General features: G+C 33.5%; 17 protein-coding genes and 1 other RNA gene. All 18 read left to right on the top strand.

Annotation, left to right across the window (positions count from 1 at the left end):
- Positions 1 to 267: 267 nt before the first annotated feature.
- Complete coding sequence (locus BMX09_RS08065; RefSeq protein ID WP_089747534.1) at positions 268 to 960, top strand: sugar transferase; 693 nt, start codon at positions 268 to 270, stop codon at positions 958 to 960.
- Between the two features lie 26 nt (positions 961 to 986).
- The gene (locus BMX09_RS08060; RefSeq protein WP_089747532.1) at positions 987 to 2,198 is read left to right on the top strand and encodes a DegT/DnrJ/EryC1/StrS family aminotransferase; all 1,212 of its coding nucleotides are present in this window, start codon (positions 987 to 989) and stop codon (positions 2,196 to 2,198) included.
- Positions 2,199 to 2,247: 49 nt separating this feature from the next.
- A complete protein-coding gene (locus BMX09_RS08055; RefSeq protein ID WP_089747530.1) occupies positions 2,248 to 4,059 on the top strand; it encodes a polysaccharide biosynthesis protein in 1,812 nt (603 codons plus the stop codon).
- A gap of 80 nt (positions 4,060 to 4,139) precedes the next feature.
- Positions 4,140 to 5,141, top strand: a complete 1,002-nt coding sequence (locus BMX09_RS08050) for a glycosyltransferase family 2 protein (protein WP_089747528.1) — start codon at positions 4,140 to 4,142, stop codon at positions 5,139 to 5,141.
- 151 nt (positions 5,142 to 5,292) lie between these two features.
- Positions 5,293 to 6,696 (top strand): LCP family glycopolymer transferase, encoded by a 1,404-nt coding sequence (locus BMX09_RS08045; RefSeq protein ID WP_089747526.1) that lies wholly within the window; start codon positions 5,293 to 5,295, stop codon positions 6,694 to 6,696.
- Between the two features lie 91 nt (positions 6,697 to 6,787).
- Complete coding sequence (locus BMX09_RS08040; protein WP_089747525.1) at positions 6,788 to 7,825, top strand: LCP family glycopolymer transferase; 1,038 nt, start codon at positions 6,788 to 6,790, stop codon at positions 7,823 to 7,825.
- A gap of 33 nt (positions 7,826 to 7,858) precedes the next feature.
- Positions 7,859 to 8,578 carry an IspD/TarI family cytidylyltransferase gene (locus tag BMX09_RS08035; protein WP_089747523.1) on the top strand — a complete coding sequence of 240 codons (720 nt, stop codon included), beginning with the start codon at positions 7,859 to 7,861 and terminating at the stop codon, positions 8,576 to 8,578.
- Positions 8,568 to 9,596 carry an alcohol dehydrogenase catalytic domain-containing protein gene (locus BMX09_RS08030; RefSeq protein ID WP_089747522.1) on the top strand — a complete coding sequence of 343 codons (1,029 nt, stop codon included), beginning with the start codon at positions 8,568 to 8,570 and terminating at the stop codon, positions 9,594 to 9,596. The genes BMX09_RS08035 and BMX09_RS08030 overlap by 11 nt, the downstream gene beginning before the upstream one ends.
- 8 nt (positions 9,597 to 9,604) lie before the next feature.
- Positions 9,605 to 10,453: a LicD family protein gene (locus BMX09_RS08025; protein WP_089747536.1), complete on the top strand. Its 849-nt coding sequence runs from the start codon at positions 9,605 to 9,607 to the stop codon at positions 10,451 to 10,453.
- Complete coding sequence (locus tag BMX09_RS08020; protein ID WP_177159585.1) at positions 10,437 to 11,411, top strand: glycosyltransferase family 2 protein; 975 nt, start codon at positions 10,437 to 10,439, stop codon at positions 11,409 to 11,411. Before BMX09_RS08025 ends, BMX09_RS08020 begins: the two co-directional genes overlap by 17 nt.
- 77 nt (positions 11,412 to 11,488) lie before the next feature.
- Positions 11,489 to 13,579, top strand: a complete 2,091-nt coding sequence (locus BMX09_RS08015) for a LicD family protein (RefSeq protein ID WP_177159584.1) — start codon at positions 11,489 to 11,491, stop codon at positions 13,577 to 13,579.
- Positions 13,580 to 13,842: 263 nt separating this feature from the next.
- Positions 13,843 to 13,929: signal recognition particle sRNA small type (ffs, locus tag BMX09_RS08010), an RNA gene on the top strand.
- Between the two features lie 87 nt (positions 13,930 to 14,016).
- The gene (locus tag BMX09_RS08005) at positions 14,017 to 16,173 is read left to right on the top strand and encodes a HelD family protein (RefSeq protein ID WP_089747515.1); all 2,157 of its coding nucleotides are present in this window, start codon (positions 14,017 to 14,019) and stop codon (positions 16,171 to 16,173) included.
- A 26-nt stretch (positions 16,174 to 16,199) separates the two neighbouring features.
- Positions 16,200 to 17,984: a DNA polymerase III subunit gamma/tau gene (gene dnaX / locus BMX09_RS08000; RefSeq protein ID WP_089747513.1), complete on the top strand. Its 1,785-nt coding sequence runs from the start codon at positions 16,200 to 16,202 to the stop codon at positions 17,982 to 17,984.
- A gap of 22 nt (positions 17,985 to 18,006) precedes the next feature.
- Positions 18,007 to 18,324 carry a YbaB/EbfC family nucleoid-associated protein gene (locus BMX09_RS07995; RefSeq protein ID WP_089747512.1) on the top strand — a complete coding sequence of 106 codons (318 nt, stop codon included), beginning with the start codon at positions 18,007 to 18,009 and terminating at the stop codon, positions 18,322 to 18,324.
- Positions 18,325 to 18,345: 21 nt separating this feature from the next.
- Positions 18,346 to 18,942, top strand: a complete 597-nt coding sequence (gene recR, locus BMX09_RS07990; RefSeq protein ID WP_089747511.1) for a recombination mediator RecR — start codon at positions 18,346 to 18,348, stop codon at positions 18,940 to 18,942.
- 424 nt (positions 18,943 to 19,366) lie between these two features.
- On the top strand, positions 19,367 to 20,128 hold the full coding sequence (locus BMX09_RS07980; RefSeq protein WP_089747506.1) for a formate/nitrite transporter family protein: 762 nt from the start codon (positions 19,367 to 19,369) through the stop codon (positions 20,126 to 20,128).
- Positions 20,129 to 20,436: 308 nt separating this feature from the next.
- Positions 20,437 to 20,806: helix-turn-helix domain-containing protein (locus tag BMX09_RS07975; protein ID WP_177159583.1), on the top strand; the 370-nt coding region annotated here is incomplete at its 3' end.

Raw genomic sequence — 20,806 nt, 5'->3', positions numbered from 1 at the left:
AAAAATAGAGTATAGTAGGGTAGGAACTACCCAAACTTATACGCTTGTGGACTTTTTGTAAGACGGAGGAATAATCAATTAGATTAGGAAACGCAGGAGAGGACGAAACAAGAAGCACCTAAGCTTTAGCTTAGTGTGTAGTTCACGAGAGTAGAATTATTAATAGGATTCTAATCAAAAATAATCGTTCATTTTTTAAAAAGTGTGGTATAATATGCTTTGATATCTTACATCATAAACTAGAACAACCATTGGAAAGGGTTAGAAATGACAGAGACAGAATGGATAGCGGATAGGTTTAAGACACAAACTGTCCAAAAATACCAGCAAGTTTTAAAAAGAAAACGAGGGCAATTAATATTAAAACGAATTTTTGATATAATCGTATCAAGTATTTTATTAGTGATATTATTGCCATTACTAATTGTTTTAGCAATTTGGATTAAAATAGACAGCCCGGGCCCGGTGTTTTATCGACAGGAACGAGTCACGACAAATGGCAAGCTATTTAGAATCTTTAAGTTTAGAACAATGGTACAAAATGCGGATAAGCTTGGAAGCTTAGTAACAGAAGATAATGACCCTAGAATTAGTCATGTGGGAAGCATTTTACGTGATTGTCGCTTAGATGAAATCCCACAATTGATTAATATCTTTTTAGGGGATATGAGTTTTGTTGGTACTAGACCAGAAGTCCGTAAATATGTAGAATCTTATACAGATGAGATGGTAGCGACTTTATTATTACCAGCTGGAGTAACTTCTTTAGCAAGCATTATGTATAAAGATGAAGCACAAGAGATTAGCCACTATATAGAAGAGGGCTATACTGCCGATGAAGCTTATGTAAGTTTTATTTTACCAAAAAAAATGGAGTACAATTTAGCTTATTTAGAAGAGTTAAGCTTATGGTATGATATCAAATTAATGGTAAAAACCGTCGTAGCAGTCATTAAATAAAGTATAAATTATTGGAGGAAGTTATTATGAATAAAATTCCATTTTCACCACCAGATATTACTGAAAAAGAAATTGAAGCAGTATCAGAAGCATTACGCTCTGGGTGGATTACAACTGGACCTAAAACAAAAGAATTTGAACGTCAATTAGCAGAATATTTAGATGTGAGTCGTGTTGTCTGCTTAAATTCAGCAACAGCAGCCTTAGAGTTAGGTTTACGTGTTTTAGGCGTAGGACCTGGTGATGAAGTTATCGTTCCGGCTTATACTTATACAGCATCATGTAGTGTGATTGAACATGTTGGTGCTACACCGGTATTAGTGGATATTCAAAAAAATCATTTTGAAATGGATTATACCAAATTACAAGAAGCCATTACTGAAAAAACAAAAGTCATTATTCCAGTTGAAATTGCTGGGGTACCATGTGACTATGAAACAATCTATGCAGCTGTAGAAGCTAAAAAGGATTTATTCAAAGCGTCAACTGATTTACAAAAAGCTTTTAATCGTATAGTGGTTATTAGTGATTCAGCGCATGCGATGGGAACAGTTAAAAATGGTCAATCAACTGCTAAAATTGCAGATTTTGCTTCTTATTCATTTCATGCCGTTAAAAACTTAACAACTGCAGAGGGTGGCTGTATTGCTTGGGATACTATACCAGGAGTATCAGATGATGAGATTTATAAACAATTCCAAATCTTTTCATTACATGGTCAAACAAAAGATGCTTTAGCTAAGATGAAGCCGGGCTCTTGGGAATACGATATTATTATTCCAGGTTATAAATGTAATATGACAGATATTATGGCAGCAATTGGTTTAGTACAATTAGAACGTTATCCAGATTTATTAGCGCGTCGTCGTCAAATCGTTCGTCGTGTAGTAGAAGGATTACAAGATGTACCAGTTCGTATATTAAGTCATGAAGCAAGTGATTATCAATCATCAAGACATTTATTAATTACACATATTGAAGGAGCAAGTTTAGAGCAACGTGCTGAAATTATTGAAAAAATGGCCGAAGCAGGTATTGCATGTAATGTTCATTATAAACCATTACCATTATTAACCGCTTATCATCATATGGGATTTGAGATAAAAGATTATCCAAACGCTTATCATTATTATCAAAATGAGGTTACTTTACCATTGCACACATTATTATCTGATGATGATGTTGAAAGAATTATTGCAACTTATAAACAAGTAATTTCAGACGTTATGTCACGTTAAAAAATAAATGATTTATCGTTTGGTAGATCAATGAATCGAGGAATTAAATATGAATAACCGTTTAAAAACACTATTACTATTCGTACTAGATTCAGGGATTGTATTACTATCAGTCTTCTTAAGTTTCCGCTTAGTGTCGGAAGGCTTGGTTAATAATATTCATGAATTAACTAGTACAGCCCTATTATCACTAGTGGTTTATTACTTTTTTGCCTATTTCTTTAATTTATATTGGCGTGAATGGGAATATGCTAGTGTGTATGAAGTTTTAACCGTTGTAAAATGCGTTTTAGCAACCGTTGTAGTTTCCACAACTATTGGAATCTTTTTCTTTGATGCGATTGTTAGTTGGCAATTTGTAGTAGTATTATTCTTAGTTTTAGTGAGTGCGATTGGTGGCGTTCGCTTATCAATGCGTATTTTAAGAAACTATTTTGTTGATAATATTGCCTATGAAAATGCTAAACCAACTTTAATTGTTGGTGCTGGGGCTGCTGGGACTTTATTAGTTCGTCAAATGTTATTGCACCCAAAAATGAAGATGGTACCAATTGCTTTTGTTGATGATGATCCCGAAAAACAACATAAAGATATCTATGGTGTTCGCATTATGGGGACTACCCAAGATATTGAACGTGTCGTTGAAAGAATGGGAATTAGTAAAGTTGTTATCGCTATGCCATCTTTACCAGTAAAAAAATTAAATGCCATTTACGATATTGCTCGTGCAACGGGAGCAGAGTGTGTTATTTTACCAAATATCGATGATGTAATGACTGGTAAATTACATGTGCAACAATTACGTCATGTCGATATTGAAGATTTATTAGGGCGTGAACCAATTGAATTGGACCGTACTGTTATCGAAAAGCAATTGCGTGGCAAACGTGTCTTAGTGACAGGTGCTGGTGGATCAATCGGTTCTGAAATTTGTCGCCAAATTGCTACTGTTCGTCCTACTGAGTTAATTATTTTAGGACATGGTGAAAATAGTATTTATCTATTGAATAATGAATTATTAGAAAAATATTCACAACATTTTAAAATTACACCAGTGATTGCTGATGTTCAAGATCGTGACCGTATTTTTGAGATTATGGAAAAATATCGTCCAGATGTTGTGTATCATGCTGCTGCACATAAACACGTGCCATTAATGGAAGGAAATCCTCGTGAAGCAGTTAAAAATAATATCTTGGGAACCCGTAATGTTGCAGAGGCGGCCAGTGCAGCTAAAGTAAAAGCCTTTGTAATGATTTCAACAGATAAAGCTGTTAACCCACCGAATATTATGGGAGCAACAAAACGTTTATGCGAAATGATTGTTCAAGATATGGGGGCGAAAAGTCAAGATACTAAATTTGTTGCTGTTCGTTTTGGTAATGTACTAGGATCACGTGGTTCAGTTATTCCACTATTCAAAAAACAAATTGAACAAGGTGGACCAGTAACAGTCACTCACCCAGATATCGTTCGTTACTTTATGACCATCCCAGAAGCAGCACAATTAGTTATTCAAGCGGGCGCTTTAGCTCGTGGTGGAGAAATCTTCGTATTAGACATGGGTAAACCAGTCAAAATTGTTGATTTAGCTAAGAACTTAATTCGTTTATCAGGTTATAATGAAGATGATATCGAAATCAAATATACAGGCTTACGTCCAGGTGAAAAAATGTATGAAGAATTATTAAATGAAGGGGAAGTACATCCAAAACAAATTTTCCCTAAAATTCATATTGGGATTGCTGATAATTCTAAAATTGATCAAGTTTATAACTTTATTGACCATTTTGAGGAATATTCAGATCAACAATTACACGATGAATTAATCGATATCGCCAATAAGAAAAAACAAAAATAAATAATAACAAAGATAATAAACTACTAAGATAATTTTTTGGATTATTCTAGTAGTTTGTTATTTTATGAAAGGAAAATAATATGTTAGTTTCAGTGATTATTAGTGCTTATAATGAAGAAAAGTATTTACCGAGAGTATTTAAAGCTTTATGTAATCAAACATACCCACATAAACAAATTGAAGTAGTATTAGTTAATGGTATGTCAACAGATCATACTAAAGAAATGTTAGAAGAATTCAAAATGAAGCACCAAGCTGAATTTTATAATATTCAAGTCTGGGACAATCCTAAAAAGACATTATCTACAGGATTAAATTTAGCTATTGAAAAAGCTACTGGAGATGCATATTTAAAAATTGATGCTCATTCATTAGTGACAGATGATTTTATTGAACAAAATGCTAAACAATTATCAGCAGGCGAAAAAGTTTGTGGAGGGAAACGTCCGACGATTATCGAAGAAGATACGAACATGGCACGTACTTTACATTTTGTAGAGGAAGCCATGTTTGGTAGTAGTATTGCAAGTTATCGTAAAAGTGATCAAGAATGCTATGTATCAGGCGTATTCCAAGGGATGTATCATAAAGATGTCATTGATAAATGCGGTGTGTTTGATGAGCAATTAGTACGTACCGAAGATAATGAATTTCATTGGCGTATTCGTGAAAATGGTTTTAAAATTAAGTATTCACCTAAGATTTTATCATATCAATATATGCGCCCAACTGTTAAAAAAATGATGAAGCAAAAATATGGTAATGGCTATTGGATTGGGTTGACAACTTATGTAAAACCAAAATGTTTATCATTATACCATTATGTACCATTAGTATTTGTTTTAGCGATAATAGTATCCTTGTTATGTCTACCACTAACTGCTGTGCCTTTAGCTTTATTATCAGGTGCTTATGGACTATTATTGATCATGATGTTAGCTTTAGGGATTAAAGCAGATCCTAAAAATTGGACAGTCATTTTAATCCCATTCTTATTGTTAGGAGTCCACGTTAGCTACGGGCTTGGAACCATTGTGGGCTTAATAAAAGGAATAAAATGGAAAGAAACATATCAAATGTAAAATAATAAAATTTGTAAAAAGATGCTAATGGAATGGATGTTTCAATAGTGTCTTTTTTGTTAAAAAACATTAAATATTTCATGAGCAAATCGATTTTATGATATAATGAATTGATACAGTATTATAGTAAAAAAGTTAGCGAGGGAAATAAATGGCCAATATTGATAGAATAGTGGAAAGTAGAATTAAAAACCGTAAAAATATGAAGACTAAAAAAACCATAATTATCGTAATGACGGTGGTATTATTAATTCTATTTACAGTTGGAATCTATTTTTCACATAGAATTACAACTGCGGAAAAAACAGTTCATAAAAAAGTAGATACCGTTCAAATGCGAGAAAAAGAACTAAAACCGACTGATAGTTTTTCGGTCTTATTATTAGGAATTGATAATGGAGCATATGGTCGTGGGATTGAAGCGGGGCGTTCAGATTCCATGTTAGTTGTTACCGTCAATGAAAAATTAGGCAAGACAACAATTGTAAGTATTCCAAGAGACTCGTACACTGAAATTGTTGGATACGGCATCAATGATAAGATCAATCATGCTTTTGCTTTTGGTGAAGAAGAAATGTCCATTAATAGTGTGCAAAATATGTTGCAGATTCCAATTGATTATTATGTAACGGTTAATATGGGTGGTTTAATGGGAATGATTAATGCTATTGGAGGATTAGATATCATTCCAGCATTAAGCTTTACTTATGAAGGTGAATCATTTGTAAAAGATCAACCACGCCATGTTGATGGTGAAGCTGCTTTACGTTATGCCCGTATGCGTTATGATGATCCGGAAGGTGACTTTGGTCGTCAAAAACGCCAACAATATGTTATCCAAAAAATGGTTGAAAAATTATTATCAATTGGTAGCATTACAAAATATGAAGATATCCTAAAAACATTAGAAAAATCTGTTCGTACGAATTTAACGATTGATACCTTACTTGATATTAAAATGAATAATAATACAGCTTTAACCAATTTTGAACGTGAAGAAATTCATGGAGAAGGTGTGATGATTGATGGTATTTATTATTATGCTGTTACTGATGAAGAACGTTTGCGTGTCTCAAATCATTTAAGAGAAACACTTGGTTTAGATAAAATTACTTCTTTGAAACATATTGAAACAAAAGAAGTACAAACAGCGCCAATGCCAAGCTCAAGTGATGTGCCACAAACACCATTTGTTGAATCAGAGGAACCAGTTGAGGTACAAGCGCCAGTTAGACAAGAAGTGCCAATTAGACCACAAGTACCAACTAGACCACAAGTGCCGGTTACTCCAGAAAGACCAGTGGAGTCAGAAAGTTCATCTGAAGAGCCAGTCATACCAGAAGCACCAGCTGAGTCAGAAAGTTCATCTGAAAAGCCAGTGATACCGGAAAAACCAGTTGAATCAGAAAGTAAAGAGCCAACACCGAGTGAATCTTCATCAAGTGAAGAAGCGCAAACTCCTTCAAGTGAAGTATCAGAGGATTCCTCAATAAGCGAAGAAAGTCAAATACCATCCGTTGACGCATCACAAACAGTTTCGTCAAGTGATGTTTAAAAAAGTAATGACTAACCCCCTATCACATGATAGGAATCAAGTTGTGGAATGGTAAGGTGATCAATAATCAGATTGTGGAGAGGATATTAGAATGAGAAATACAGAATACTCAAGAAAAACAAGAAGAAAACAAAAGAAACGTAAAAAAGTGTTGATGATGGTTGTAAGTCTAGCTCTATTTTTTGTTGTAATTTCAAGTGCGTATGTTTTAACAAAAATTCAAACGCTAAACAATACTGCAGATATTATTACTAGTGATGTTGGTAATCGTACCAACGAAGAAGCAAATCAGATTATTAAAAATGCTAAACCAATTAATATTTTATTATTAGGTATCGATAATGGCGCATATGGTCGTGGAGTGGATAATGGCCGTTCAGATACGATGTTATTATTAACATTGAATCCTTCAGCGAAAAAATCACAATTATTAAGTATTCCACGTGATACATATACTGAGATTGTGGGAAAAAATTACTATGATAAAATTAATCACGCGTATGCATTTGGTCAAGTGAAAATGGCTGCAGATTCAGTAGAAAAATTATTAGATACGGAAATTGATTTCTATGTAGAAATTAATATGGAAGGCTTAATGGACTTTGTGAATGCAGTAGGGGGGATTGAAGTGACTAGTCCTTTAACATTCACTTATGAAGGACGCCATTTTGAAGAAGGTAAGACAGAATTATTAGACGGAGAAAGTGCTTTGCGTTTTGCTCGTATGCGTTATGATGATCCTGAAGGTGACTATGGTCGTCAAAAACGTCAAAGAATTGTTATTGAAGCTTTGGCTGAAAAATTAATGAGCATTAATGCCGTTACAAAATATGAAGAGATTATGCAAGCAATGAGTAAAAATGTTAGAACCGATGTACCAATTAAACAAGCCTTAACGCTTAAAAATTCATATGCGCCAGCTTTTGATAATTTAACACAAATCTTTATTACAGAACATGGCTTTAGCTTAACAAATAATATGGGGGAAAACATTTATTATTCATATGCCGATGATCGTGAATTATTAGAAAAAGCAAATTCAATTCGTACATTAATGGGTAAACCAACAGTACAAACATACCCATTACTACAGCAACGTGAAGATATGAGTATGTATTTAGTAGATTAAAAATAGAATAAAGAAAAAGGAGATTAACATAAAATGATTTTTGCAGGAATTTTAGCAGGTGGTACAGGAACACGTATGGGTATTCAAGATATGCCAAAACAATTTTTAATGTTAGGTGAAAAACCAATTATTATTCACACTGTTGAGAAGTTTTTATTTGTACCATCAATCGATGTAGTTTATGTGGCGGTTCACCCAAGTTGGATTACTTACTTTAATGATTTAGTCAAAAAACATTTACCAGCACATATTGAGCGTATTGCTGTTGTATCAGGTGGTAAAGATCGTAATGATAGTATTTTAAATATTATTAAAGATATCAAAACAACAAAAGAGCTGGCAGCAGATGATATGTTAATTACACATGATGCGGTTCGTCCGTTTGTATCATATCGTATGATTATGGATAATATCGAAGCTATGAAAGAATATGATGTTTGTGATACAGTCGTGATGGCTAATGATACGATTGTTGAGTCAACTGATGGTAAGACAATTACGTCAATTCCAAATCGGGCTAATATGTTCCAAGGTCAAACACCGCAAACCTTTAAAATTGCAGCTTTTGAAGATTTATTCTACTCACTAACAAGTGATATGCAAAAAATCTTAACAGATGCTTGTAAGGTATTTGTATTAAATGAGCGTGCTGTAGGTTTAGTGAAGGGTGAATATTCAAATATTAAAATTACAACAGTGACTGATTTAAAAATTGCCAAAGCGATGTTAGGAGAGATTGACAATGATAAATAGAGTTTACCAATTAGTTAGACCGTTTTCGTTTTCAGTAAAATATGAAGATGTTTCATTAGAACAATCAGGACAAGTAGTAGTACGTCCTGATTATATTGCTTTATGCCATGCTGACCAACGTTACTATCAAGGTAAACGTGCACAAAAGATTTTACAAAAGAAATTACCAATGGCTTTAATCCATGAATGTTGTGGGGTGGTTGTTCACGATGAAACAGGTACCTATAAAGCAGGTGATAAAGTGGTCATGATTCCTAACCAACCGCCAAAAGGATTTGAATTTGATGGTGAATTTTATGAAAACTATGTACCGGGAACACACTTTTTATCAAGTGGCTTTGATGGCTTTATGCGTGAGTTTGTGACGATCCCAATTGATCGTGTTGTAAAATATGATAATGTTCCAAGTCATGTGGCAGCTATTTCTGAATTTGTATCAGTTGGATGTCATGCGATTAATCGTTTTGAAAAAGTATCTTCAAGCGTTAAGGAACGTATTGTTGTTTGGGGGTCAGGTAGTTTAGGATATGTAGTTGCAACTTTACTAAAAGAATTATATCCAGAGTCGACCATTATTGTTGTAGGTAAACATTCTGAGAAATTGCGTTTATTCTCATTTGTGGATGAATTATATGATGTTGGCGAATTACCAGAAGGATTTACTTTTGATCATGCTTTTGAATGTGTGGGTGGTGAAGCGACAGGAGATGCCTATCGTGATATCATTAAATACATTAAACCACAAGGGACAGTCATTATGATGGGTGTTAGTGAATTAGAAGTCCCATTAAACACACGTGATATTTTAGAAAAAGGCTTAACTTGGGTTGGTAGCTCAAGATCAGGTCGTGAAGATTTTGAAAGAGCAACTGAATTGATGGCTCGCCCTTCTATTCATGGACGTCTGCAAATGATTGTTCATGAAGCAGAACCGATAGAAGATGTAAAAGATATTTATCGATTCTTTGAAGAAGATACCTTAACCCCGTTTAAAACAGCGGCAAAATGGAATATTTAAGAGATAGGATGACAATGATGGAACCAATTCAAGAGAAAAGTTTAGAAATGGCAGAATATTTTGTAACATTTTGTAAACAGTACAATTTATTATGCTACTTATGTGGGGGAGGTGCGATTGGTACTTTACGTCACGGTGGATTTATTCCTTGGGATGACGATTTAGATTTCTTTATGCCAAGAAAAGATTATGAGAAGTTGGCAAAACTTTGGCCTAAAGAAGCTGATAGTCGTTACTTTTTATCAAAGAGCGATAAGGATTATGTTGATCGTAATTTGTTTATTACCATTCGTGACAAAGAGACAACTTGCATTAAGCCCTACCAACAAGATTTAGATATGCCTCATGGATTAGCTTTGGATATTATTCCAATTGATTATTATCCAAAAAATGAAAAAGCGCGTAAAAAGCAAAAAACTTGGGCATTAATTTATTCGCTATTTTGTGCGCAGACTATTCCCGAAAAGCATGGGGGTATGATGAAATGGGGTAGTAAGACATTACTGGGTATATTTTCTTGTAAAAAAGCTCGTTATAAGATTTGGAAAAAAGCCGAAAAAGAAATGACGAAATATACTAGAGAAGAAAGTGATGGGATTACAGAATTATGTTCTGGACCTTATTATATGAAAAAGAAATATCCAATTGAAGCTTTTGAGTCAAGTGTCTTTATGCCATTTGAAGGAACAGAGATGCCTTTACCAGTTGGCTATGATAGCTACTTGAAGACGGCATTTGGAGATTATATGACACCACCCCCAGTTGATAAACAAGTCGCTCACCATGATGCCGTGTTATTAGATTTGGATCATGGTTATAAGATGTATCAAGGAGAGTATTATGGAGAAAAAAATTAGTGTCATTATTCCAATGTATAATGTTGAACCATATATAGCTCATTGCTTGGATTCATTACTAAAGCAAACATACACTAATTTAGAGATTGTCTTAGTTAATGATGGCTCTAGTGACTTAACGGGGGAGATTGCGGAACAATACCGCAAGCGTGATCAACGTATAAATATTATCCATATTGAAAATGGTGGAGCTTCAAATGCTAGAAATATAGGCTTAAGGCATGCTACTGGGGAATATGTGTTATTTATTGATGCAGATGATTATATAAAAAATGATATGATTGAATTATTATTTACATATAGTCAAGAATACAATGCTGATGTAGCCATCGCTCGATTAGAAGGAACGCATCAGCAAGTGTTTTCTTTTCAAGAGGAAGAAAATAGAACTATAGAAATTTGGGATAATGAACAAACCTTAAAAGAGATGCTCCGAACGGAAAAGGTCTCAATGTTTCCGGTTGCTAAGTTAATACGTAAGGAGATACTAGCAGATTTAGAATTTGATGTATCGTTAAAATTAGCAGAAGATGCAATGTTTTTAACACAATTATATCTAAAGGAAGATATTAACACCATCTTCGTAAATCAAGTGTTATATGCTTATTTTCAAAGAGAAGGCAGTGCTACGAAGAGTGTTGATTTAAGTTATGTCTTTGACACGATTAAAGCGTATGAATATATTTATCAACAAGTGATAAGCCACTATCCGGCATTGAATAAAGAATTAGTAAATAGAAAAAATTGGGCTGATTTAGAAGTATATGATAAGTTGGTTGCTTTTGGAGATATCAATGAACAAAAATGTATAAGCTTAGAAAGAAAAATCAAATCATCATATTGGCAAATTTTAAAAGATCCGCTATTTACTAACAATAGAAAAATAGCGTTAACAATATTATTGTTTAATCGGAAATTATATCAAAAAATTGTTAAACGCAAAAAAGGAGCGGAATGATGACAAAAGCAAAAGAGTTAATTTTTCAAATGGAATTTTATATAAAATGCCTATTTATTATACTGTCAATTTTTAGTATGAGTAAAATTCTTTATAGCACATTAGGCATATTTTATAAATTAGCAACAGCAGCGGTATTTGTAATAGTAATGCTTGCCGTTTTTATGAATTTAAAAAAAAGTGATGGTTATCGCAGGTATTTAATTGTGACGATGGGAATTATTGCATCGCAACTGATAACAGCAATTGTTAATTATCAATATAATTTTACTGGAAATATTATTGAAATTATTTTTATGTGCTCATATATGTGGTTATTAGTACCGCTTAATAAAAAGACAATCGATAAAATAATGATGTTTACTGCCTATTGTACACAAGTAGCATCCTTTTTATTATTTGTATTTACATTAGTGATGGTTATATTTAGATTAACGATTTATTGGCAACCTTCTGGACTTAGTAGTACAGTATATTTTGGTTTGGTTGATGGTAGAATATGGGGATTCGTTAATCCAAATAGTACATCTATTTTGGCTTATGCTAGTATTTTGCTGGGATTAGTATTAATTTTTAAACAAATGAAATACGCAAAATTCATTAAATATAATATCATCTGTCAAATCATCAATATTGCCTTCCAACAAAGCCGTGGAGCGATGATTAGTAGTGTTGTGATGATTGCTTTATATGTGGTGTTTATCCATAAAGATTTATCAATTATCAAAAAAATAAAAAGAATTGTTTTATTAACAGGTGTATTTGTAGTTGCAATGGTAGGAATCAATAGCATCGTATCTAGTTATTTACAATTAGGAACGAGTGAAACTATTACAATTGATTACACAGATAGTAAATTAAATTTCACCGAAAAAAAAGAATCATCTAAAAAAGAGGAATTAACAGTTCGTATATCTGAATCAACTTCGAGCGGTCGTATGTATATTTGGGAAAATGGTTTAGTAATGGGCTTAGAAAAACCAGTTTTTGGATATGGAACTAGAAACTTACAAAGCCATTATAATGACTTCTTTAATAAATATACGATTGAAAATTCATTAATCGGTGGTAACTTTCATAATATTTTCTTAACATTATTTGTAGCAAGTGGAGCGTTAGGCTTGGTGGCCTTTACCATTACGATTGTTTATGTATCCGTAGAGTTTTTAAAATTCTTATGGATAAATGTCGAAAAAGAGAAGTCTTTATATATGATTTTATTCTTTGGTATTCTAACGGGCCAACTATTTGAAAGTATTATTTTTTACTCAACAAACTTTATTAACATTCTATTTTGGATGGTAGTTGTTTATGGGGTTTCATTATGTAATGAGTATAAAAATAGTCCGCAATGCCAAATGTGTGAAATAACGGATATTGAAGAATTGCAAAGAATGGAATTAGCTATTTTAGATTATATTCATGAAATATGTGAAAAAGAAGGAATTCAATATTTCTTATCATATGGAACATTAATTGGAGCAGTGAGACACAAAGGCTTCATCCCATGGGATGATGATATTGATATTTGGTTATTTAGAGATCAGTATGAAAAATTACAATCCTATTTATTAGAACACGATAATGAAAAATTCGGCTTAAAATCATATCATAATGATCCATCTTATATGTATCCATTTATGAAAATTATCGATAAAGATACTTATTTATTAGAAAATGGTATTCGACTGGATTCAAAATTAGGAGTATATATTGATATCTTCCCAATTGATGGACATATTGAAGATAAAGAGTTTGAACAAGAAATGTCAACCCTTATTAAAAAATCTCAATTATGTAGTTATTCTTTTGAAGGCGTTAAAGCAGAAGGAAAACCACTAGAAAATATCATGCGATATGGCGCTCTAGCAGCGTATTCTTTAAAAGATGTTCATTCTTATGTCAAAGCAATTGATGAATTAGCCAAAACAAGAAAAATTGATGGAGAATATTGTGATTTCTTAATGTATAAATCAATGAAAAAACCAACCATTAAAACAGAATGGTTTAAAGAAGCAATTGATTGGGAATTTTGTGGTAAGTATTATAAAATCCCTATCGGTTATGATCAAATACTAAGAGCGGATTATGGCGATTATATGCAACTACCACCCGTTGATAAACAAGTCTCACATCATAATTTTAAAGCTTGGGAATTAAAAAAATAAATTTTCTAATTTTGATATCCCTCTAAAGTTAGTTATATTCAGCTAGCTTTAGAGGGGTTTTTAGGCTCTTTGTCAAATGGGGTTAATAGATGATTGACTTTCGTGCTATAATAATTAATTAGACGTTAGTTGATAGTAGCTAATAATAGAACACTAACTAGAAATGGCACAAAAGTTTATCTCTCTAGAAAATTTGATAAAAATATATCTGATAAACCCTTGATTGTTTATCAGATTTTTTATATAATAATAGATGCCGAAAGGCTATGTGGCAATAGTGAACTTATGAATCGAGTCAGGTCCGGAAGGAAGCAGCTATAAGTAACGTTCGCTATGTGCCATATATTTTTGTATAAATACTACTAGGCTGGGCAAATGTTCCAGTCTATTTTTATAGAATAAATCAAGTAGTATAGTATGTGTTAGGAGGCACTCTGGTGAAAAATCAAGCATGGAAAGACGAAACTTTGCATCTTGAAGAGATTATCCAAGATATGAATCAACGTGTAGACTTTGAAGAGCAACGTCTAGCGGAGGATAGTTTAGATCAAGAGCGACAAGAGTTTGTAACACACACCATTGAACAATTAAAAGAGTTACAAAATTCACCTTATTTTGGTAGGATTGATGTTTCTTTTGAAGGTGAAGAGGGCATGGAGTCAATGTATATTGGACCAACAACTTTCTTTGGTGAAAATGATGAAGTAGAAATATATGATTGGCGTGCACCGATTGCTAGCTTGTTTTATGAAGGAACACTTGGTGAATTAGAATACGAAACACCAAATGGAAAACAACTAGCGCATGCGTATTTAAAAAGAGATATTGTTATTAGAAAAAAAGAAATTCAATCAATTTATGATGTGGATAATCAAGAATCACGCTTAATGGAAACGTTAAGTGCCTCATCTAATAAAGAAGGACATTTAGAAGGCATTACAGCAACGATTCAAAAGGAACAAAATGAAATTATTCGTCATCGCCAAAAAGATTGGTTAATTGTTGATGGTTGTGCAGGAAGTGGTAAGACAACGATTTTATTACAACGCATTGCTTATATTATGTATCAAGCGAAAAAACAACATATGAATGATATGCTATTATTATCACGTAACCAATTATTTGCAAAATATATTTCACATGTTATTCCTAGTTTAACGGGGAGTGAATTATATCAAAAGACCATCTGGCAAAAGACAATGGAATTATTTGAAAGATTCCACTTAGACCAACATGTTATAGTAGCAGGACATCATAAGATTGCTTATGATCAAAAATATGCTTATTTATTAGATGAAGATTGGTTAGCTGTAATTGGTGACTATATGGATACTTGTCAATTAGGGGATATTTATTTTCAACCACTTACGATTCGTGGAGTAAAGATTTTCTCGCAACGTGATTTTCAGAAATTATGCGAACAAATTAATCCAACATTAAATTTACATCAGCAATTAACCTTGATTCAAACAGCTTTACAAAAGAATTTAAAACGACGCTTAAATAAATTTTTTGTCTCGCAACGTGCGCAACGTTATTATGAAATGATTTCCCCAGGTCAATTAGAAGTCTTAACTCGTGAGGAAGAATTTAATGGCGAGTCAGATTATTATCAATTTATTGGACGTAAGATTTTCAAAAAAGATGTTGAAAGCATTGAAGAACAAATAGAGAATTTTGCTTTTGTGAATGTTGCAAAGCATTTACAACAAATTATGCCTAAAGCAAAACAACTGCATCAAGCGAAAAATCGTCCATTAAATAGCGCTTTGCCAATTAAAAAGAGTGAAGAAGGCCAATATCTTGTAACTGCAGAGGGCGTGCGAGTCTTACTATATTTAGCGACAAGAATTGCTCCTGTGCGTAGTTATGATGGTTATAGCCACTTATTTATTGATGAAGTGCAAGATGTATCATTATTATTAATGGCTACCTTATCAAATTATTATTTTAGAGCGAAATTTACTGTTGTGGGAGATACTCACCAAGGCTTTAATTTAGGAACGACTATTTTCTATTTAGAGAGTGAATTTCCAGAATTAAGTAAATTGGCTTTCCCGGATCGTCAATTAGAATATCGCTCATTAGAAATTAGTTACCGTTGTACGGCGCAGATTACGCGTTGTGCAAATGGCATTATGAATTGGCGTTTAGATCGTAATGTATTCCCTCGTACAGGTGAAGAGGTTATTTATTGGCAATCAAATCAAGAAGACCCACAAATTATTGAACAAGTGATTCAAGCAGACGGCGAAAAATGGAATACAACAGCCATTATTTGTCGTTCAATGAAGGAAGCTCGTCAATTAGCAACCTCTTTAGCTAAGTATGGTGTGGTCTTATTAGAGGATGGTAGTGAGTACTCTGGTAATAGTTGGATTGTTTCAACGATTGATATTGTGAAGGGCTTAGAATTTGACCGTGTAGTACTTACTCAAGTGAGTGAAGTAAACTATCAATCAACAATGGAACAATTAATGCTGTATACTAGTTGTACAAGAGCCAAACATGAATTACAATTAATAGTACCAACAGAAAATCCAAGCCATTTTGTTAGCGAAAGCCAAGCAGAAATGGTCAAAAAATCATTATAAAATAAAACATCAATAGGAGGAGTATCATGAGTTATCAAGCATTATACAGAACGTGGCGACCACAATCTTTTGAAGATATGGTCGGACAAGAAGCTGTTACGAAAACACTGCAAAATGCCTTAATGAAAGATAAGTTAAGTCATGCGTATTTATTTACTGGTCCACGTGGTACTGGTAAGACAAGTGCAGCTAAAATTATTGCTAAAGCCATTAACTGCCAGCACCAAGAAAATGGCGAACCATGTAATCATTGTGCAATCTGTGAATCAATTACGAATGGGACTCTTGGCGATGTTATTGAGATTGATGCGGCAAGTAATAATGGTGTGGAAGAAATTCGTGATATTCGTGATAAAGCACGTTACGCCCCAACAGAAGCGGAATATAAAGTCTATATTATCGATGAGGTTCATATGTTATCGACAGGTGCTTTTAATGCTTTACTAAAAACATTAGAAGAGCCACCTAAAAATGTTATTTTTATTTTAGCGACAACTGAACCACATAAGATTCCAGCGACTATTATTTCACGTACACAACGATTTGATTTTAAGCGTATTACACTAGATGCGATTGAAAAGCGTTTAGCCTATATTTTAGATAAAGAACAAATCGAGTATGATCCAAAAGCTTTAGCGGTGATTGCTCGCTTTGCTAATGGTGGAATGCGTGATGCGTTAAGTTTATTAGATCAGGTTATTTCATTTGGCGATGGGGTCGTTAGTTTTGAACAAGCGATTCAAGTGTCAGGAAGTCTAACGGATGAAATGATGATTGAGTTTACCACTTATTTAATGGAAAATAATACACAAGCTGCTTTAAAACAATTACAAGATTTACTAGCGTCAGGTAAAGAAGCTAATCGTTTAGTGGAAGAATTTATTGAATTTAGTCGTGATGTCTTATTAGTGATGCAAACAGGGATGGAAGTTCAACGTAGCCAAGCGGTGGTGGATTTTTCTAAAATGGTTGATGCTAGGTTTTTATACCAATTTATTGAAGAATTGAATAAGACACAACAAGATATGCGAGTGACGACTAAACCGACTATTTGCTTAGAAGTCTTAGTCATCAAGTTAAGTAGTCAAAATGTAGTATCAAAAGCAACTGTAATGCAACAATCATCAGCAAACAATGAAAAGCAAGTAATATCGACAGCAGATACTATTGCTTTACAACACCAAATAGAAGCTTTACAACAACAAGTGCAGCAATTATTACAATCCCAAAGAATGAATGGCACAGCTCAACAAACTGCTTCGGCGCAAGCTACGAAAAAAGTGGTCAACCGTAAAGCACCAGCAGACTTTAAACCGAATATGGTGCAAATCTATAAAGTATTAGATCGTGCAACGAAAGATGATTTAATCTTATTAAGACAGATTTGGGGAGACGTCCTAGCAAGCTTACCGGTGACGCAAAGTGCTTTATTAAAAGCCTCAGAACCAGTAGCAGCAGGACCTAATGGCTATGTTTTAGCATTTGAATATGAGTTCTTATGCGCCACAGCTGAACAAAACCAAGAATTACAAACGAATATGATTCAGTATATGGAACGAATCGCCCAATATTCAGGAGGCTATGTATGTGTCTTAAAAGAACAATGGAAATCTATTCGTCAAGAATATATAATGGAGAAACGACGAAACAAAACTGAAGAATCTGCAACTAGTGCTACAGAAAGTCAAGTCGGTGATGAAAAAGATATACAAGAAGAACTAGTTCAACCAGAAAAATCACCAGTTGATGAAATGGCATTAAATACGCTAGAATTATTTGGTAGTGAAGTCGTTAATATCATAGAAGAATAATCAAACAAAGGAGGCGCTTTAAATGCGTGGAATGGGAAATATGCAAGGTATGATGAAACAAATGCAAAAAATGCAAAAACAAATGGTGGATGCTCAAAATGCATTACACGAAGAAGAATTTGTAGGGAAATCTCAAAGCGACATGGTAACAGTAACTGTTAATGGAAAACGTGAAATTACTAATGTAGCAATTAAAGAAGAAGCTGTTGATCCTGAAGATGTAGAATTATTACAAGATTTAGTAATGATGGCTGTTAATGATGCTTTACAACAAGTAGAAGCAAAAACAGAATCAACAATGGGTCAATTTACTAAAGGATTAAATATCCCTGGATTTTAATAAGATTGGAAGTGGAAAGCAATGCAATATCCTGAACCAATTGCACGTTTAATTGACAGTTATATGAAGTTACCAGGTATTGGTGCTAAAACAGCTGCCAGACTTGCTTTTTTCAGCATGGATATGGAAGAAGAAGCTGTGATGAATTTCGCTAATGCTTTAATTAGTTGTAAGCGAGATTTACGCATGTGTTCGGTTTGTGGCAATATTACCCAAGAAGATCCTTGTGAGATTTGTCGCGATACTACAAGAGACCATACGAAAGTCTTAGTGGTTGAAGATTCGCGTGATGTGATGTCAATGGAACGTATGCGTGAATTTCGTGGTATGTATCATGTCTTACATGGCGTATTGTCACCAATGGAGGGTACCGGTCCAGAAGATATTAATATTGCGACTTTAATTAAAAGATTGCAAGAAGCAGAAATTGAAGAAGTTATTATTGCCACTAATGCAACGGCAGAAGGAGAAGCAACAGCGATGTATTTATCACGCTTAATCAAACCATCAGGTATCAAAGTAACACGCCTAGCACATGGTTTAGCAGTCGGTAGTGATATTGAATATGCAGATGAAATGACTTTATTTAGAGCGATTGAAGGACGTCGTGAGTTATAAAATTGCGGCGAAACCCCACATGTATGCGTGTGGGATGAAAGCCGTTTCTCTTTGATTTGATAATAGCATGGAATGAATATATAAGCTATGCATATGATAATAAGGGAGATTGATTGTACTTCCTTGCTGAAAAGCAGAAATTTATCGCTAATGTGGTCGCCTTACTGCTTGGTAATGAAAGTTCTGAATTAAATAGCTTTACACTTGTAACTCCAAAGTCTGAAAATGATGTACGATTACAAGCTACACTTGATAATCAGAACCCCAAGGGCTTGCCCAGGGGAGCAGTCAGAAATAATAGAAAGGATTGGTGATTTTGTCATCAGTCCTATTTTTATCTTAAAAATGAAAAATTATTTTGAAGAAATGCCTAAAGTATAGTAAAATAACAAAGATAAAATTAAAAAAATAAGGAGATTCGTACATGTTAAATCCGGGTGAAATTTTAGAAACGAGTATTGAAATAGGAACGAAAAAAATCGAAAAAACATTGATAGCAAAATTAATATTAGGTTTTATTGGAGGGGCGATGATTTCTTTAGGGTATTTGGCGTATATTCGAGTGGGGGCATCGATTGCACTCGATTTACCAAGTATTGCTAGTTTGGTAGGAGCAAGTGTCTTTCCGATTGGTTTGGTTGTTATTTTATTAGCTGGAGGGGAATTAATTACTGGGAATATGATGGCAGTTAGTAGCGCTTATTTTGCTAAGAAAGTTAGTTTACTTGATTTAGTAAAAAATTGGTTTGTGATTACTTTAGCGAATATTGTTGGAGCAATCTTTGTAGCGTATTTCTTTGGACATTTTGTAGGCTTAACGCATAGTGGCGTGTATCAAGAATATGTGATTCATGTGGCGCAGCATAAAGTGAGTGTTAGTTTTTGGCAAGCCGTTGTTTCAGGCATTGGTTGTAATTGGTTTGTTGGTTTAGCTTTATGGTTATGTTATGGAGCTAAAGATAGTGCTGGTAAGATATTAGGGATTTGGTTTCCAGTAATGGTCTTTGTTGCAATTGGTTTCCAACATAGCGTAGCAAATGCCTTTGTAATTCCGGCAGCTATTTTTGAAGGAAGTATTACTTGGATGGACTTTTTGTATAATTTTATTCCAGTATATTTAGGGAATATTATTGGCGGGGCAGTCTTTGTTTCAGGCTTTTATTATTTAAGTTATCACCACGATTAAAACGAATTAGTACTCTCTTAATAGGGAGTGCTTTTTTTATTAGTAAAAATTTAAAAAAGCTGAACTTAAAAAATTTAATTCCAGAACTTAAAAACTTTAACACTAGTAAGACTTATTTAAAAATAGTACCAAGAAATCTCCGAAGCTTTAGCTTTGTGGGATGAATTCTTATATCAAGATATTTTTGATACAATCATTATTGAGGGATATAAAATGAATTGTTGGAAAAGTGGAAGCCATAATAACTATTTGTGACAATATCATCAAAAAAATATATAGAAAAGCAAGGTTAGGAGGTGTTGTAAATAATGAACTATAATAAAGCTATCAAGTATAGAATCTACCCCAATAAAAATCAAGAAGAATTATTGCAAAAGACATTCGGTTGTTGTAGAAAAATATGGAACTTAATGTTATCAGACAAGATTGATTATTACAGAGAAACAAAAGAATCATTGAAAACAACACCTGCCCAGTATAAAAAAGACTACCCTTACCTAAAGGAAGTAGATAGCCTAGCTTTAGCTAATGTTCAGTTGAATTTACAAACGGCATACAAGAATTTTTTTAGAGATAAAAAGGCTGGATTCCCTAAATTCAAGTCAGCTAAAAAAACTAAGAAAAGCTATACAACAAATAACCAGAAAGGCTCCATTACCCTAAATGATAAAAGTATAA

The sequence above is a fragment of the Granulicatella balaenopterae genome (genome assembly GCF_900111135.1).
Classification (GTDB): Bacteria; Bacillota; Bacilli; order Lactobacillales; family Aerococcaceae; genus Granulicatella; species Granulicatella balaenopterae.
The sequence above is the reverse complement of the archived record's forward strand: the minus strand, read 5'-3'. Positions and strand labels throughout refer to the sequence as shown.

Coding starts and splice junctions, on each gene's coding strand:
- BMX09_RS08065 (WP_089747534.1), top strand. CDS start 268: ATGACAGAGACAGAATGGATAGCGGATAGGTTTAAGACACAAACTGTC.
- BMX09_RS08060 (WP_089747532.1), top strand. CDS start 987: ATGAATAAAATTCCATTTTCACCACCAGATATTACTGAAAAAGAAATT.
- BMX09_RS08055 (WP_089747530.1), top strand. CDS start 2,248: ATGAATAACCGTTTAAAAACACTATTACTATTCGTACTAGATTCAGGG.
- BMX09_RS08050 (WP_089747528.1), top strand. CDS start 4,140: ATGTTAGTTTCAGTGATTATTAGTGCTTATAATGAAGAAAAGTATTTA.
- BMX09_RS08045 (WP_089747526.1), top strand. CDS start 5,293: ATGGCCAATATTGATAGAATAGTGGAAAGTAGAATTAAAAACCGTAAA.
- BMX09_RS08040 (WP_089747525.1), top strand. CDS start 6,788: ATGAGAAATACAGAATACTCAAGAAAAACAAGAAGAAAACAAAAGAAA.
- BMX09_RS08035 (WP_089747523.1), top strand. CDS start 7,859: ATGATTTTTGCAGGAATTTTAGCAGGTGGTACAGGAACACGTATGGGT.
- BMX09_RS08030 (WP_089747522.1), top strand. CDS start 8,568: ATGATAAATAGAGTTTACCAATTAGTTAGACCGTTTTCGTTTTCAGTA.
- BMX09_RS08025 (WP_089747536.1), top strand. CDS start 9,605: ATGACAATGATGGAACCAATTCAAGAGAAAAGTTTAGAAATGGCAGAA.
- BMX09_RS08020 (WP_177159585.1), top strand. CDS start 10,437: ATGGAGAAAAAAATTAGTGTCATTATTCCAATGTATAATGTTGAACCA.
- BMX09_RS08015 (WP_177159584.1), top strand. CDS start 11,489: ATGAGTAAAATTCTTTATAGCACATTAGGCATATTTTATAAATTAGCA.
- dnaX (WP_089747513.1), top strand. CDS start 16,200: ATGAGTTATCAAGCATTATACAGAACGTGGCGACCACAATCTTTTGAA.
- BMX09_RS07995 (WP_089747512.1), top strand. CDS start 18,007: ATGCGTGGAATGGGAAATATGCAAGGTATGATGAAACAAATGCAAAAA.
- recR (WP_089747511.1), top strand. CDS start 18,346: ATGCAATATCCTGAACCAATTGCACGTTTAATTGACAGTTATATGAAG.
- BMX09_RS07980 (WP_089747506.1), top strand. CDS start 19,367: ATGTTAAATCCGGGTGAAATTTTAGAAACGAGTATTGAAATAGGAACG.